Raw genomic sequence first — 13,039 nt, 5'->3', positions numbered from 1 at the left:
GCCATGCACGATCTCGAACTGACTGAAGAACAAGTGATGATCCGCGACATGGCCCGGGACTTCGCCCGTGGCGAAATCGCGCCCCATGCGCAAGCCTGGGAAAAGGCCGGCTGGATCGACGACGCGCTGGTGGCGAAGATGGGCGAACTCGGTTTGCTCGGCATGGTGGTGCCCGAGGAATGGGGCGGCACTTACGTCGATTACGTGGCCTATGCGCTGGCGGTGGAAGAGATTTCTGCCGGCGACGGCGCCACCGGTGCGTTCATGAGCATCCACAATTCGGTGGGCTGCGGCCCGGTCATGAACTACGGCAGCGAAACGCAGAAACAGATCTGGCTGGCGGATCTCGCCAGTGGCCAGACGATTGGCTGCTTCTGCCTCACTGAACCGCAGGCCGGCTCCGAAGCGCACAACCTGCGCACCCGCGCCGAACTGCGCGACGGCCAGTGGGTGATCAACGGCGCCAAGCAATTCGTCAGCAATGGCAAACGGGCGAAACTGGCAATCGTGTTTGCGGTGACGGATCCGGATCTGGGCAAGAAAGGCATTTCCGCGTTCCTCGTACCGACCGATACCCCGGGTTTCATCGTCGATCGCACCGAACACAAAATGGGCATCCGCGCCTCCGACACCTGCGCGGTGACCCTGAACAACTGCAGCATTCCCGAGGCCAATCTGCTCGGCGAGCGCGGCAAGGGTCTGGCGATTGCCCTGTCCAACCTCGAAGGCGGCCGCATCGGCATCGCCGCGCAAGCCTTGGGCATCGCCCGGGCCGCGTTTGAAGCGGCGCTGGTGTATTCCCGCGATCGCATCCAGTTCGGCAAGCCGATCAACGAACACCAGAGCATCGCCAACCTGCTGGCCGACATGCACATGCAAATCAACGCGGCGCGACTGATGATCCTGCATGCGGCGCGCCTGCGCACGGCGGGCAAACCGTGCCTGTCGGAGGCCTCACAGGCCAAACTGTTCGCCTCGGAAATGGCCGAAAAGGTCTGCTCCTCGGCGATTCAGATTCATGGCGGGTATGGGTATCTGGAGGACTATCCGGTCGAGAAGTACTACCGCGATGCACGGATTACCCAGATCTACGAGGGGTCGAGCGAGATTCAGCGGATGGTGATTGCGCGGGAGCTGAAGAACTACCAGTTGTAACGCCAAAAGCTTCGCGAGCAAGCCCGCTCCCACATTGGATCTGCGTCGTACACAAATCCCATGTGGGAGCGGGCTTGCTCGCGAAGGCGTCAGTCAGGTCAGCGCATTATTTGCCCTGAAACTCCGGCGTCCGCTTGGCGACGAACGCCGCCATACCTTCCTTCTGATCCTGCGTGGCAAACGCCGCATGGAACACCCGGCGCTCGAAGCGCACGCCTTCGGTCAGGTTGACCTCAAAGGCGCGGTTGACGCTTTCCTTGATCATCATCGCAATCGGCAACGACTTGCTGGCGATCACCGCAGCGACTTTCAACGCCTCGTCGAGCAGTTCATCACTCGGCACGATCCGCGCAACGATGCCGCAGCGTTCGGCTTCCACCGCATCGATCATCCGCCCGCTGAGGCACATTTCCATGGCCTTGGCCTTGCCCACGGCGCGGGTCAGGCGCTGGGTGCCGCCCATGCCCGGGAGCACGCCGAGGTTGATTTCCGGCTGACCGAATTTGGCGTTGTCACCGGCCAGGATGAAGTCGCACATCAGCGCCAGTTCGCAGCCGCCACCGAGGGCGAAACCGTTGACCGCAGCAATGATCGGCTTACGGCGGTTGGCCACACGGTCGCTGTCGCTGAACAGATCATCCATGTAGATCTGCGGATAGGTCAGTTCGGCCATTTCCTTGATGTCGGCGCCGGCGGCGAAGGCTTTCTTCGAACCGGTGATGACGATGCAACCGATGTTCGCATCCGCTTCCAGACCATCGAGGGCATGGTTCACTTCGCTGACCAGTTGCGCGTTCAGGGCGTTCAGCGCCTGTGGGCGGTTGAGGGTGATCAGGCCGACGCGGCCGTGGTTTTCCAGCAGAATCGTTTCGTAAGTCATGGGCAAGATTCCTTGTCAGAGATTGCGCGAAATAACCATGCGCTGAATGTCGCTGGTGCCTTCGTAGATCTGGCAGACGCGCACGTCGCGGTAGATGCGTTCCAGCGGGAAGTCGTTGAGATAACCGTAACCGCCCAGCGTCTGCAACGCCATTGAGCAAACCTTCTCGGCCATTTCCGAGGCGAACAGTTTCGCCATCGAAGCCTCGACCAGCGCCGGCTGACCGCTATCGCGCAGGGCCGCGGCGTAATGCACCATCTGCCGGGCGACGGCGATCTGCGTGGCCATATCGGCGAGGCGGAAGGCCACAGCCTGGTGCTCGATGATCGGCTTGCCGAAAGTATCGCGCTCACGTGCATAGTCGCGAGCCGCTTCGAACGCGGCACGGGCCATGCCCACCGCTTGCGAGGCGATGCCGACACGTCCGCCTTCTAGGTTGGCCAGGGCGATCTTGTAGCCTTCGCCCTCTTCGCCCAAGCGATTGGCGACCGGCACTTTGACGTCTTCAAACAGAATCTGGCAGGTGTCCGACGCGTGCTGGCCGAGCTTGTCTTCGACCCGCGCGACTTTGTAGCCGGGCGAATCGGTGGGCACGATGAACGCCGTGATCCCGCGTTTGCCGGCACTCGGATCGGTCACCGCAAACACGATCACGATCCCGGCGTTCTGCCCGGAAGTGATGAACTGTTTGCAGCCGTTGAGTACGTAGTGATCGCCTTCCAGCCGTGCCCGGGTTTTCAGGCTGCTGGCGTCGGAGCCTGCCTGCGGTTCGGTCAAGGCGAAGGCGCCGAGCATGGCGCCGCTGGCCAGCGGTTTGAGGAAGCGCTCGCGCTGGTCGTCGTTGCCGAACTTGAGGATCGGCACGCAGCCCACCGAGTTGTGCACGCTCATGATGGTCGAGCAGGCGCCGTCGCCGGCGGCGATTTCTTCCAGGGCCATGGCGTACGCCAGGTAGCCGGTGTCACAGCCGCCCCACTGCTCCGGCACCAGCATGCCGAAGAAGCCCAGTTCGGCCATCTCGCCGATGGCTTCCTTGGGGAAACGATGCTCGCGATCCCACTCGGCGGCGAACGGTTTCAGCCGTTCCTCGGCGAACTGCCGGGCCATGTCGCGGATCTGGGATTGGTCTTCGTTGGGAATCATGGTGAATCCTTAAATTCAAGTCGCACCGCCTATTCATTGTGGGAGGGGGCTTGCTCCCGAATTGGCCGTGTCAGTCAGACAATTTCTGAATGACACACCGCCTTCGGGAGCAAGCCCCCTCCCACAGGGAGAAAGGGCGTTGGCCTCAGTAGATGCATTCCACGGCCATTGCCGTGGCTTCGCCGCCGCCGATGCAGATCGCCGCGATCCCGCGTTTCAGGTTTTTCTGGCGCAGGGCCGAGAGCAAGGTCACCAGAATCCGCGCGCCCGAGGCACCGATCGGATGGCCCAGCGCGCAGGCGCCGCCGTGCACGTTGAGCTTGTCGTGGGGGATTTCCAGGTGGGTCATCGCCGCCATCGCCACCACGGCGAACGCTTCGTTGATTTCGAACAGATCGACCTCGTTCAACGCCCAACCGGTTTTCTTCACCAGTTTCTTGATCGCGCCAATCGGTGCCACCGGGAACAGGCCCGGCGTGTCGGCAAACGCCGCATGACCGTGAATCACCGCCAGCGGTTTCAGTCCGAGTTTCTGCGCTTGCGACTGGCGCATCAGCACCAGCGCCGCCGCGCCATCGGAGATCGAGCTGGAGTTGGCCGCGGTTACCGTGCCGCCGTCGCGGAATGCCGGTTTCAGCGAGGCAACCTTGTCCAGTTTGGCTTTCGGCGGCTGCTCGTCGTTGCTGATCAGCACCTGTTCTTTGCCGACGGTCACGGTCAGCGGCACGATCTCGGCTTTGAAGCTGCCGTCGTTGATCGCCTGTTGGGCACGGGTGGTCGAAGCGATGGCAAACGCATCCTGGGCTTCGCGGCTGAAGTCGTTGGTTTCGGCGCAGTCTTCGGCAAAGGTGCCCATCAGACGGCCCTTGTCGTAGGCGTCTTCGAGGCCGTCGAGGAACATCGAGTCGAGCACCCGGCCATGGCCCATGCGGTAACCGGCGCGAGCACGGTCGAGCAAGTATGGCGAGTTGGACATGCTTTCCATACCGCCGGCGATCACCACATCGGCGCTGCCGGCCAGCAGCATGTCGTGGGCGAGAATGGTGGTTTCCATGCCCGAGCCGCACATTTTGTTGACGGTGGTGCAGCGTGTCGATTTATCCAGCCCGGCACCCAGTGCCGCCTGCCGCGCCGGCGCCTGACCGAGGCCGGCCGGCAATACGCAACCGAACAACACTTCATCAACCGCATCGCTGGCAACCCCGGCGCGTTCAACCGCTGCCTTGATCGCGGCGGCGCCAAGTTGCGGCGCGGTGAGGCTTTTCAGTTCGCCCTGAAAACCACCCATCGGGGTACGGACGGCACTGACAATAACAATCGGATCGTTGGCAATAGTCATGACAAATCCTCCTTACTTGGCGGCCATGCGCAAGGCGCCGTCGAGACGGATCACCTCACCATTGAGCATGCTGTTTTCGATGATATGCCGAACCAGCGCGGCGTACTCGGCAGGTTTGCCAAGACGCGGCGGGAACGGCACGCCAGCGGCCAGCGACTCGCGCACTTCCGGGGTCATACCGGCCATCATCGGGGTTTCGAAAATGCCCGGGGCGATGGTCATCACGCGGATGCCGAAACGCGCCAGTTCACGGGCGGCCGGCAGGGTCAGGCTGGCGATCGCGCCTTTGGAGGCGGAATACGCGGCCTGACCGATCTGGCCGTCGAACGCGGCGACCGAGGCGGTGTTGATGATTACCCCGCGCTCGCCATCGGCATTGGCTTCGCTCTCGGCGATGGCCGCTGCGGCCAGACGCAACATGTTGAAGCTGCCGATCAGATTGACGTTGATCACCTGGGCAAAACTCGACAGCGCATGCGGGCCGTTCTTGCCGAGGATCTTCTCGCCCCGGACGATGCCGGCGCAGTTGACCAGACCGTTGAGGCTGCCAAAGGCTTTGAGCGTGGCCTGCACGGCGGCTTCGGCAGCGGCTTCATTGCTGATGTCGGCCACCACGCTGTGCGCGCCGAGGCGCTGGGCCTGAGCGGCAACGGCTTCGGCGTTCATGTCCACCAGCATCACTTTGGCGCCGGCGTTGACCAGCAACTCAGCGCTGGCCGCACCCAGGCCGGAGGCGCCGCCGGTGACGATAAAAACCTTGTTCTCGATCTGCATGACTGACTTCCTGATTCAAGCTGAAACGTTGTGCGCCGCAGCCTCTTGAGCCTTGGCGATTTCCTGGTTGCGCAAGATAAAGCGCTGCAATTTGCCGCTTGGGGTTTTCGGCAATTCGCTGACAAATTCGATTTCACGCGGGTACGAATGCGCGGCCAGACGTTTGCGCACGTGTTGCCGCAGCTCTTCGGCCAGCGCCGGTTCGGCGCGGTATTGCGGGTTGAGTACGACGAAGGCCTTGACCAGTTCGGTGCGCTCCGGATCCGGCTTGCCGACCACGGCGGCTTCGACCACCGCCGGGTGTTCGATCAGCGCGCTTTCGACGTCGAACGGGCCGACGCGGTAGCCGGAAGTGGTGATCACGTCATCACTGCGCCCGACGAAGCTGATGCTGCCGTCCGGGTTCCATTCCACCGTGTCGCCGCTGAGGTAGTAATCGCCGACGAAGGCTTTGGTCGGCACGCCCTCGTAGCCGCCGAACCAGCACATCGGCGACTGGGTGCGGTCGATGGCGAGGATGCCCGGCTGGCCGACGCCGAGTTCGTTGTAGTGCTCGTCGAGCACCACGATGCGATGGCCCGGCGAGGCGAAACCGGCGGCGCCGAGGTGGATCGGGTGCTGCAGACCGTGGTGGTTGCACAGGACCATGCCCAGTTCGGTCTGGCCGTAATGGTCGTGAATGACTACGCCGAGGTTGTCGGCGAACCAGCGGATCACTTCCGGGTTCAGCGGCTCGCCAGCGCTGCTGACGATGCGCAGCTTGCCCTTGATCGACTTGGCGAACTCGTTGCCGCCGGCAATCAACAAGCGGTACGCGGTCGGCGAACCGGTGAGGTTGGTGATGGCGTATTTGTTGATCACCCGGCAGGTGCTTTCGAGGGTGAACGGGCCATCGTAAAAGGTGATCGGGTGCCCCATCGACATAGGGCCGGTGACGCCGAAATAGATGCCGTAGGCCCAGCCCGGATCGGCGACGTTCCAGAACGAATCTTCGGGACGCAGATCCACCGCGTCGCGGGTGTAGCTCTGGAACGCGACGATCGCCTTGAGCGGCACCGACAGTGCTTTCGACGGGCCGGTGGTGCCCGAGGTGAACATCAGCAGGAACGGATCTTCGCCGCTCAGCAGCACCGGCTCGCAAACGCTGGAATAGTTGGCCAGCTCGGCCCAGAAACTGAAATCGCCACGGACGATGCCCTGGCCCTTGGCGCCGCCGACGGTGACGATGGTCGGGCAATCGCTGACTTCAGCGAGCTTCGGCCGGTTGACCGCGTCGGTGACCACCACTTTGGCGCCGGAACTGTTCAGGCGATGCTCGATGGCCTTAGGGCCGAACGCGGTGAACAGCGGCTGATACACCGCGCCGATGCGCCAGGTGGCGAATACGGTGATGAGCAATTCGATGTTGCGTGGCAGCAGGCCGGCGACCTTGTCGCCCTTCTGCACGCCTTGTTCGCGAAGGAAATTGGCGAAACGTGCGGCTTTGTCTTGCAGCTCGCTGAAGGTGTACGTGGCACTCGCGCCGTCGCGGCCTTCCCAGAACAACGCAATGCGCCCCGGCAAGGCGTGGCGGTCGCAACATTCGACGCAGGCGTTGAGCGCCTCCAGCGTGCCGCTGAGCGCAGCGTCCACGGTGTGCTGATAGTTGAACTGTTCGGTGGCAGACAAGTAATCGCGCATTGCCAGAATCCCTCGGTGTTTTTATTAGGCTGGGAACCGTAAACAACACAGGGATAGTCGCGCTGCGGCGCGGAGGCGGCAATGGTCAAAGCCATCAAAGTGGCTGACTGGTTTGGCCAAGGTTCGAGAGATCTACAGGCTGGACTGACGCTTTCGGGAGCAAGCCCCCTCCCACAGGGAATTGCATTTCACAATGAGGGATCAGCCACAAAAGCAAGGGAGGCTGCAATCACAGAAGGAATGCATTTCAAATGGAAGGCCACCTGGGTAAGCCAGGCAGGCTGCAAATCACAGGAACAATGCATTTCAAATGATGGCCACCTGGGCAATCCAGGCAGGCTGCAAATAACAGGAAAAATGCATTTCAAATGTGGGAGGGGGCTTGCTCCCGAAGAGGCCCGATCAGGCGACTGACAATCCGGATCAGACGGCTTCGTTGAGGATCAACGTGCGGTAATGCCCCGGATTCGACCCGGACCACTTGCGAAAAGCCTTGTAGAACGAACTCGCATCGGCAAACCCCAGCCGCGTCGCGATTTCGACGAAGCTGATCGACGGTTCGGCCAGCCAGGTAATTGCCAGTTCCTTGCGCACGCTGTCCTTGAGCCCCTGATAGGTCTGCCCCTCCTCGGACAGTCGCCGGCGCAGGGTCGAGGCGGACATGCACAGTTGTTGCGCCAGCGCCTCAGTCTCCGGCCACTGTTCGGCGGGTAGCTGCCGCAGATCCTGCTTGATTCGGCTGGCGAGGCTTTCGGGGTCGCGGTATTTCACCAGAATGTTCGCCGGCGCATGGGCCAGAAAGCGTTTCAGTTCTTCGGCCGTACGTTTGATCGGCAGGTCGAGGCAGTCAGCAGCAAAGATCATCCGCGTGCGCGGACGGTCGAAGCGCAGGTTTTCCGAGAACATTACCCGGTAGTCGTCGCAGAAATCCGGCTCGGCGCAGCGCAGTTCGATCGCCAGAATCGGAATCCGCCGCCCCGCCAGCCAACAGGCCACGCCGTGGACGATCATCCAGTAGGTGAAATAGGTAAACGCCCGGCGCGGCTCGGGATCGTCTTCGAGCAGGACGATTTCCGCCAAGCTCTGCTGATGCGCCAATTGCGCGGGCATTTTTTCCAGCATCAAGGAGAGGAAATTCAGGCCCATGCTCAGGCCGACGGCCAGGGTCGGTTGCGCCATGGCGCTTCGACAAAGGAACTCAAGGCTGCCGGACTTGAGCTTGCGTGGATCCATGCCGAAGAACTCGTCATCGCCACGCCGGGCCAGCAAGCGCCAGAGTTTCGCGTATTGCGAGGCCGGCACCCGGCCTTGCTCGCTATGCAGCAGCGCCGGAGCAATCCCGACCTTGTTCAAGACTTCATCCGTGGCCGCGCCCGGGGCACAACTTTGCAGCAGCGCTTCACGCACCAGTTGAACGGCAATGGTGTCTTTTTCCGACATGGAGCGAGGCAGACCTTGTTGTTTTCGAGTGAGTGGCATCTTAACGCAGGATGCGAATTCAGCACGAATCCCCTGTGGGAGCGCGCTTGCTCGCGAAGGCGATGTGTCAGCAACATCCTTATCGACTGACGCGCCGCCTTCGCGAGCAAGCCCGCTCCCACAATTGGATCTGAGCAAGGCCAAGATAGGTGCCGTTCAGCGAATGTTCAGGTAAATGTCAACCATCCCCATTTGGGAATGAGTGTCATTATGTTACAACTTAGCCACCTATCTAAATCACTCGTGGTTGCCGCAATGCTCGTTCCCTTTCTGATCATGCTGCGCGAAGGCATTGAAGCCGCGCTGATCGTTGGCATCATCGCCAGCTACCTGCAACAGACCGGTCGTGGCCAGTGGATGCCGGCAGTGTGGATCGGCGTCTTCCTCGCCGCTGCGCTGGCGCTGCTGGTCGGCGGTGGCCTGGAACTGGTCAGCGCCGAATTCCCGCAGAAACAGCAGGAGTTGTTTGAAGGCATTGTCGGACTCGTCGCGGTGGGCATTCTCAGTTCGATGGTGTTCTGGATGCGCAAGGTTGCGCGCTCGATCAAGCATTCGCTGCAAGCCTCGCTCGATCACGCTCTGACTTCGTCAAAGCACCAGGTAATCGCGCTGATCGCCATGGTGTTCTTCGCCGTGGCTCGCGAAGGCCTGGAAACTGTGTTCTTCCTGCTCGCCGTGTTCCAGCAGAGCGAAGGCCCGGGCGCGCCGATCGGTGCCCTGCTCGGCCTGGTGCTGGCGATTGTCGTCGGTTTCCTGATCTACAGCGGCAGCATGCGCCTGAACCTGTCGGCGTTCTTCAAATGGACCGGGTTGTTCATTCTGGTGGTCGCCGCCGGGATCCTCGCCAATTCGGTGCAAGCTCTGCATGAAGCCGGCGTGTGGAACCACCTACAAACCGTGCTGTTCGACTTCAGCGCGACGCTGCCGATGGACGGCCCGCTGGGTTCGGTGCTGGCCGGCATGTTCGGGTATCAGGATGCGCCGACCGTCAGCACTCTCGGTGCGTACCTGATCTATCTGGTGCTGGCGCTGGTGATGTTTTTCTACCCCGCCGCGCCGGCCTCCAGCGCTGACGCCGCCGGCAAATCGTCTTCCGTTTCCAGCCAATAAGGGCCTCCATGTCAAAGCCTAATACTCCTCAGGCCTCGCCTCCCCGCGCCTTGCGCTGGGCGGTGGCCGGTTCGGTGGTCGTGATGATCGCCGCCGGTGGCCTGTTCTACTACGCCTCGAAAATGGCCGCGGCCAAGCGGCAGCATAACCATGATGAAGTGGTGGTGAACATCAACGCGCACAGCTGCGATCCGAACGAGCTGACGGTTCCCGCCGGTCGCGCCAGTTTCCGCATCGTCAACCGCTCCGACCGGGCGGTGGAATGGGAAATCCTCGACGGCGTGCTGGTGATCGAAGAGCGCGAGAACATCGCCCCCGGCCTGAGCCAGGTGATCAACGCCAATCTGCAACCCGGCGACTACGCGATTACGTGCGGTCTGCTGAGCAATCCGCGTGGCGTGCTGCACGTAACGCCGACTGCCGCCTCCGATGAGGCCGCCAAGGCAAAACCGTCGATGGTCGCGTTCGTCGGGCCACTGTCGGAATTCCGCGTGTATCTGGCCACTCAGGGCAGCGCGCTGATCAAAGCCGTGACCGCACTGAATCAGGCGATTACCAGCGGCGACCTGGCCCAGGCACAGGCGCTGTACCTGCCGGCCCGTGGCGCTTACCAGCGTCTGGCCCCGGCCGCGCAACGTCTGGCCGAACTGGACAACAGCATCAATGCCCGCGCCGATTACTTCGAAAAACGCGAACAGGATCCGGCGTTCGTCGGTTTCCACCGGATCGAATACGCGCTGTTTCAGCAACGCAGCCTCGACGGCTTGAACACGGTCGCCGAGCGCCTGCTGGCCGACGTCACCACCCTCAAACAGCAACTGCTGGCGCAATCGCTGCCGCCGGAGCAACTGGTAAGCATCGTGGTGCGCAATCTCAACACCCTGGCCGACGTGCGTGCTGCCAGCGGTGAAGAGGAACGCTACAGCCACGGCGACCTCAATGGCTTCGCCAGCAACCTGGAAACCGCACACAAAGTGGTCGAGCTGCTGCGGCCGATGCTGACCAGGTCGGCGCCGGATCTGCTGCCGATAATCGACGCGGCGCTGAGTGATTTCGACAGCGTACTGAACAACTTCAAGGTCAAGGACGGCTACGCCACTTACGACACGGTCAGTGGCGAACAACGCAAACAGATCGCCGACAAGGCTCAGGCTCTGGCTGACGCTCTGGATGGCATCGATCCCGCCCTCGGCCTTTCCGGCCTGTAAGCAGAAGACGAATACCGATGAAAGAATTGCAAAACCTCGATCTGCAACGTCGCCGCCTGCTGATGGGCATGGGTGTCGCCGGCGTCGCCCTGGCCGGTTCGGCCCTGAGCTGCCCGGCCATGGCTGCAGCGCCGGCGCAAGTCACCGAAGCGCCGAGCAGCGACAAGACCGAAGACCGCCACGATTTCCATGGGGTGCACCAGACCGGGATCGTCACCCCGCGGCCGGCGGCCGGCATGTTCGTGTCGTTCGACGTACTGGCTAGCGATCGCGAAGACCTTGAGCGGCTGTTCCGTACCCTCAACGAGCGCATCGCGTTCCTGATGAAGGGCGGCCCGGTGGCGCAGATCGACCCGAAACTGCCGCCGCCGGATTCCGGCATTCTCGGCCCGGTGGTGACTCCGGACAACCTGACCATCACCGTCTCGGTGGGCGAGTCGCTGTTCGACGAGCGCTTCGGCCTGGCCGACGCCAAACCGAAGCGCCTGCAACGCATGGTCGGCTTTCCCAACGATGCGCTGGAGGCCGATTGCTGCCACGGCGATCTGAGCCTGCAGTTTTGCTCGAACACCGCCGACACCAACATTCACGCCCTGCGCGACATCGTCAAGAACCTGCCGGACCTGCTGCTGGTGCGCTGGAAGCAGGAAGGCAGCGTGCCGCCGCAAGCTCCGGCCAAACCGGGTGTGCCGGCGCAATCGGCGCGTAACTTTCTCGGTTTCCGCGACGGCTCGGCCAACCCCGATTCCAACGACACCAGAGCGATGGACAAGATTGTGTGGGTGCAACCGGGCAGCGATGAGCCGGCGTGGGCGGCCCACGGCAGCTATCAAGCTGTACGGATCATCCGCAACTTCGTCGAGCGTTGGGACCGTACACCGTTGCAGGAACAGGAAAGCATCATCGGCCGGGTCAAGACCACGGGCGCACCGATGGGCGCGAATCACGAAACCGAAATCCCGGATTACAGCAAAGACCCGGAAGGCAAACTGACCAAGCTCGACGCGCACATTCGCCTGGCCAACCCGCGCACCGCCGCGAGCCAGGCCAACCTGATCCTGCGCCGGCCGTTCAACTACTCCAACGGCGTGAACAAGAACGGCCAGCTCGACATGGGCTTGCTGTTCATCTGCTACCAGGCCGATCTGGAAAAAGGCTTCATCACCGTGCAGACCCGGCTCAACGGCGAGCCGCTTGAGGAATACCTCAAACCGGTCGGCGGCGGTTATTTCTTCACCCTTCCGGGTGTCACCGGCGACAAGGATTTCATCGGTCGTTCGCTGCTCAATGCCACCCAACCCAAAACAGCTGCCTAACCATAAAAAACCTCGGAGCCGCTCCATGAAAAAGTCGCCACTCGCGTTACTGCTGACCCTCGGTTTGCTCAACACCCCGCTGTCGGCGTTCGCCGCGACGGCGCCACTGGATCTGGTCGGCCCGGTGTCGGACTACAAGATCTACGTCACCGTGCAACTGGATGAACTGGGCAGCCACACTAAACAATTCACCGATGCGGTGAAGAAAGGTGATCTGGCCACCGCGCAAAAGCTCTACGCGCCGACCCGCGTCTACTACGAGTCGATCGAGCCGATTGCCGAGCTGTTCAGTGACCTTGATGCGTCCATCGACTCGCGCGTCGACGACCACGAAAAAGGCGTGAAGGCTGAAGACTTCACCGGTTTTCACCGTATCGAATACTCGCTGTTCTCGGAGAAAACCACTGAAGGCCTGACCGCTCTGGCGGACAAGCTCGACAGCGATGTGAAAGACCTGCAAACCCGCGTCGCTGGCCTGACCTTCCCGCCCGAAAAAGTCGTCGGTGGTGCGGCCGCGCTGCTGGAAGAAGTCGCCGCGACCAAGATCTCCGGTGAAGAAGACCGCTACAGCCACACTGACCTGTATGACTTCCAGGGCAACATCGACGGCGCGAAGAAAATCGTCGACCTGTTCCGTCCGCAGATCGAAAAACAGGACAAGGCGTTTGTTGCCAAAGTCGACAAGAACTTCGCAACCGTGGACAAGATCCTTGCCAAGTACAAGACCAAGGACGGTGGTTTCGAGACTTATGACAAGGTGAAGGATAACGACCGCAAGGCGCTGGTTGGCCCGGTCAATACCTTGGCGGAAGACCTGTCCACATTGCGTGGCAAGCTCGGTCTGAACTGATTGATGTAGAGGCCTTAAGTGCCCCATCGCGAGCAGGCTCACTCCTACAGTTGGAATGCATTCCCCTGTAGGAGTGAGCCTGCTCGCGATAGCGGTTTTAACCGA

Annotated in this window: 12 protein-coding genes; 6 read left to right on the top strand and 6 right to left on the bottom strand. The window is 61.8% G+C overall.

What is annotated here, in order from left to right; genetic code table 11:
• Positions 1-3: 3 nt before the first annotated feature.
• Complete coding sequence (locus tag ACOYXI_RS04965; RefSeq protein ID WP_461674452.1) at positions 4-1,155, top strand: acyl-CoA dehydrogenase family protein; 1,152 nt, start codon at positions 4-6, stop codon at positions 1,153-1,155.
• Between the two features lie 106 nt (positions 1,156-1,261).
• Here the strand turns inward: ACOYXI_RS04965 and ACOYXI_RS04960 are convergent, their stop codons facing one another.
• The 5 genes from ACOYXI_RS04960 to ACOYXI_RS04940 form a co-directional block, all read right to left on the bottom strand.
• The gene (locus ACOYXI_RS04960) at positions 1,262-2,035 is read right to left on the bottom strand and encodes an enoyl-CoA hydratase (protein ID WP_098963986.1); all 774 of its coding nucleotides are present in this window, start codon (positions 2,033-2,035) and stop codon (positions 1,262-1,264) included.
• A gap of 15 nt (positions 2,036-2,050) precedes the next feature.
• Positions 2,051-3,178: an acyl-CoA dehydrogenase gene (locus tag ACOYXI_RS04955; RefSeq protein ID WP_134786341.1), complete on the bottom strand. Its 1,128-nt coding sequence runs from the start codon at positions 3,176-3,178 to the stop codon at positions 2,051-2,053.
• 145 nt (positions 3,179-3,323) lie between these two features.
• Positions 3,324-4,517, bottom strand: coding sequence for an acetyl-CoA C-acyltransferase (locus tag ACOYXI_RS04950; RefSeq protein ID WP_134786340.1), 1,194 nt, complete (start codon positions 4,515-4,517; stop codon positions 3,324-3,326).
• Positions 4,518-4,529: 12 nt separating this feature from the next.
• Positions 4,530-5,291 (bottom strand): SDR family NAD(P)-dependent oxidoreductase, encoded by a 762-nt coding sequence (locus tag ACOYXI_RS04945; protein WP_095669207.1) that lies wholly within the window; start codon positions 5,289-5,291, stop codon positions 4,530-4,532.
• A gap of 15 nt (positions 5,292-5,306) precedes the next feature.
• Entirely contained in the window at positions 5,307-6,971 is a 1,665-nt protein-coding gene (locus ACOYXI_RS04940) for an AMP-binding protein (protein WP_461674451.1), read from the bottom strand.
• An 81-nt stretch (positions 6,972-7,052) separates the two neighbouring features.
• Between ACOYXI_RS04940 and ACOYXI_RS04935 the strand changes: the two genes are divergently transcribed.
• Positions 7,053-7,385: a hypothetical protein gene (locus tag ACOYXI_RS04935; protein WP_461674450.1), complete on the top strand. Its 333-nt coding sequence runs from the start codon at positions 7,053-7,055 to the stop codon at positions 7,383-7,385.
• Between the two features lie 9 nt (positions 7,386-7,394).
• On the opposite strand, the gene ACOYXI_RS04930 is transcribed toward ACOYXI_RS04935, so the two are convergent.
• Positions 7,395-8,411 carry an AraC family transcriptional regulator gene (locus ACOYXI_RS04930; RefSeq protein WP_210557082.1) on the bottom strand — a complete coding sequence of 339 codons (1,017 nt, stop codon included), beginning with the start codon at positions 8,409-8,411 and terminating at the stop codon, positions 7,395-7,397.
• Between the two features lie 294 nt (positions 8,412-8,705).
• On the opposite strand from ACOYXI_RS04930, the gene efeU reads away from it, so the two are divergent.
• From efeU to efeO (ACOYXI_RS04910), 4 genes are read left to right on the top strand one after another with little or no spacing between them, the layout of a single operon-like run.
• On the top strand, positions 8,706-9,560 hold the full coding sequence (gene efeU, locus ACOYXI_RS04925; RefSeq protein WP_027611967.1) for an iron uptake transporter permease EfeU: 855 nt from the start codon (positions 8,706-8,708) through the stop codon (positions 9,558-9,560).
• Between the two features lie 8 nt (positions 9,561-9,568).
• Positions 9,569-10,768, top strand: a complete 1,200-nt coding sequence (gene efeO / locus ACOYXI_RS04920; protein ID WP_461674449.1) for an iron uptake system protein EfeO — start codon at positions 9,569-9,571, stop codon at positions 10,766-10,768.
• 17 nt (positions 10,769-10,785) lie between these two features.
• A complete protein-coding gene (gene efeB / locus ACOYXI_RS04915) occupies positions 10,786-12,084 on the top strand; it encodes an iron uptake transporter deferrochelatase/peroxidase subunit (protein ID WP_461674448.1) in 1,299 nt (432 codons plus the stop codon).
• Between the two features lie 25 nt (positions 12,085-12,109).
• Positions 12,110-12,934, top strand: coding sequence for an iron uptake system protein EfeO (gene efeO / locus ACOYXI_RS04910; protein ID WP_461674447.1), 825 nt, complete (start codon positions 12,110-12,112; stop codon positions 12,932-12,934).
• Positions 12,935-13,039 lie beyond the last annotated feature (105 nt).

It is taken from the genome of Pseudomonas sp. G3-19, from assembly GCF_054855875.1.
Note: the sequence above shows the minus strand (reverse complement) of the source record. Positions and strands in the feature narration are given on the sequence as shown.

What these genes read in the sequence shown, in the direction of transcription:
- ACOYXI_RS04965 (WP_461674452.1), top strand. Translation starts at nt 4, where the DNA reads ATGCACGATCTCGAACTGACTGAAGAACAAGTGATGATCCGCGACATG.
- ACOYXI_RS04955 (WP_134786341.1), bottom strand. Translation starts at nt 3,178, where the DNA reads ATGATTCCCAACGAAGACCAATCCCAGATCCGCGACATGGCCCGGCAG.
- ACOYXI_RS04945 (WP_095669207.1), bottom strand. Translation starts at nt 5,291, where the DNA reads ATGCAGATCGAGAACAAGGTTTTTATCGTCACCGGCGGCGCCTCCGGC.
- efeO (WP_461674449.1), top strand. Translation starts at nt 9,569, where the DNA reads ATGTCAAAGCCTAATACTCCTCAGGCCTCGCCTCCCCGCGCCTTGCGC.
- ACOYXI_RS04950 (WP_134786340.1), bottom strand. Translation starts at nt 4,517, where the DNA reads ATGACTATTGCCAACGATCCGATTGTTATTGTCAGTGCCGTCCGTACC.
- ACOYXI_RS04935 (WP_461674450.1), top strand. Translation starts at nt 7,053, where the DNA reads ATGGTCAAAGCCATCAAAGTGGCTGACTGGTTTGGCCAAGGTTCGAGA.
- efeO (WP_461674447.1), top strand. Translation starts at nt 12,110, where the DNA reads ATGAAAAAGTCGCCACTCGCGTTACTGCTGACCCTCGGTTTGCTCAAC.
- efeU (WP_027611967.1), top strand. Translation starts at nt 8,706, where the DNA reads ATGCTCGTTCCCTTTCTGATCATGCTGCGCGAAGGCATTGAAGCCGCG.
- ACOYXI_RS04940 (WP_461674451.1), bottom strand. Translation starts at nt 6,971, where the DNA reads ATGCGCGATTACTTGTCTGCCACCGAACAGTTCAACTATCAGCACACC.
- ACOYXI_RS04930 (WP_210557082.1), bottom strand. Translation starts at nt 8,411, where the DNA reads ATGTCGGAAAAAGACACCATTGCCGTTCAACTGGTGCGTGAAGCGCTG.
- ACOYXI_RS04960 (WP_098963986.1), bottom strand. Translation starts at nt 2,035, where the DNA reads ATGACTTACGAAACGATTCTGCTGGAAAACCACGGCCGCGTCGGCCTG.
- efeB (WP_461674448.1), top strand. Translation starts at nt 10,786, where the DNA reads ATGAAAGAATTGCAAAACCTCGATCTGCAACGTCGCCGCCTGCTGATG.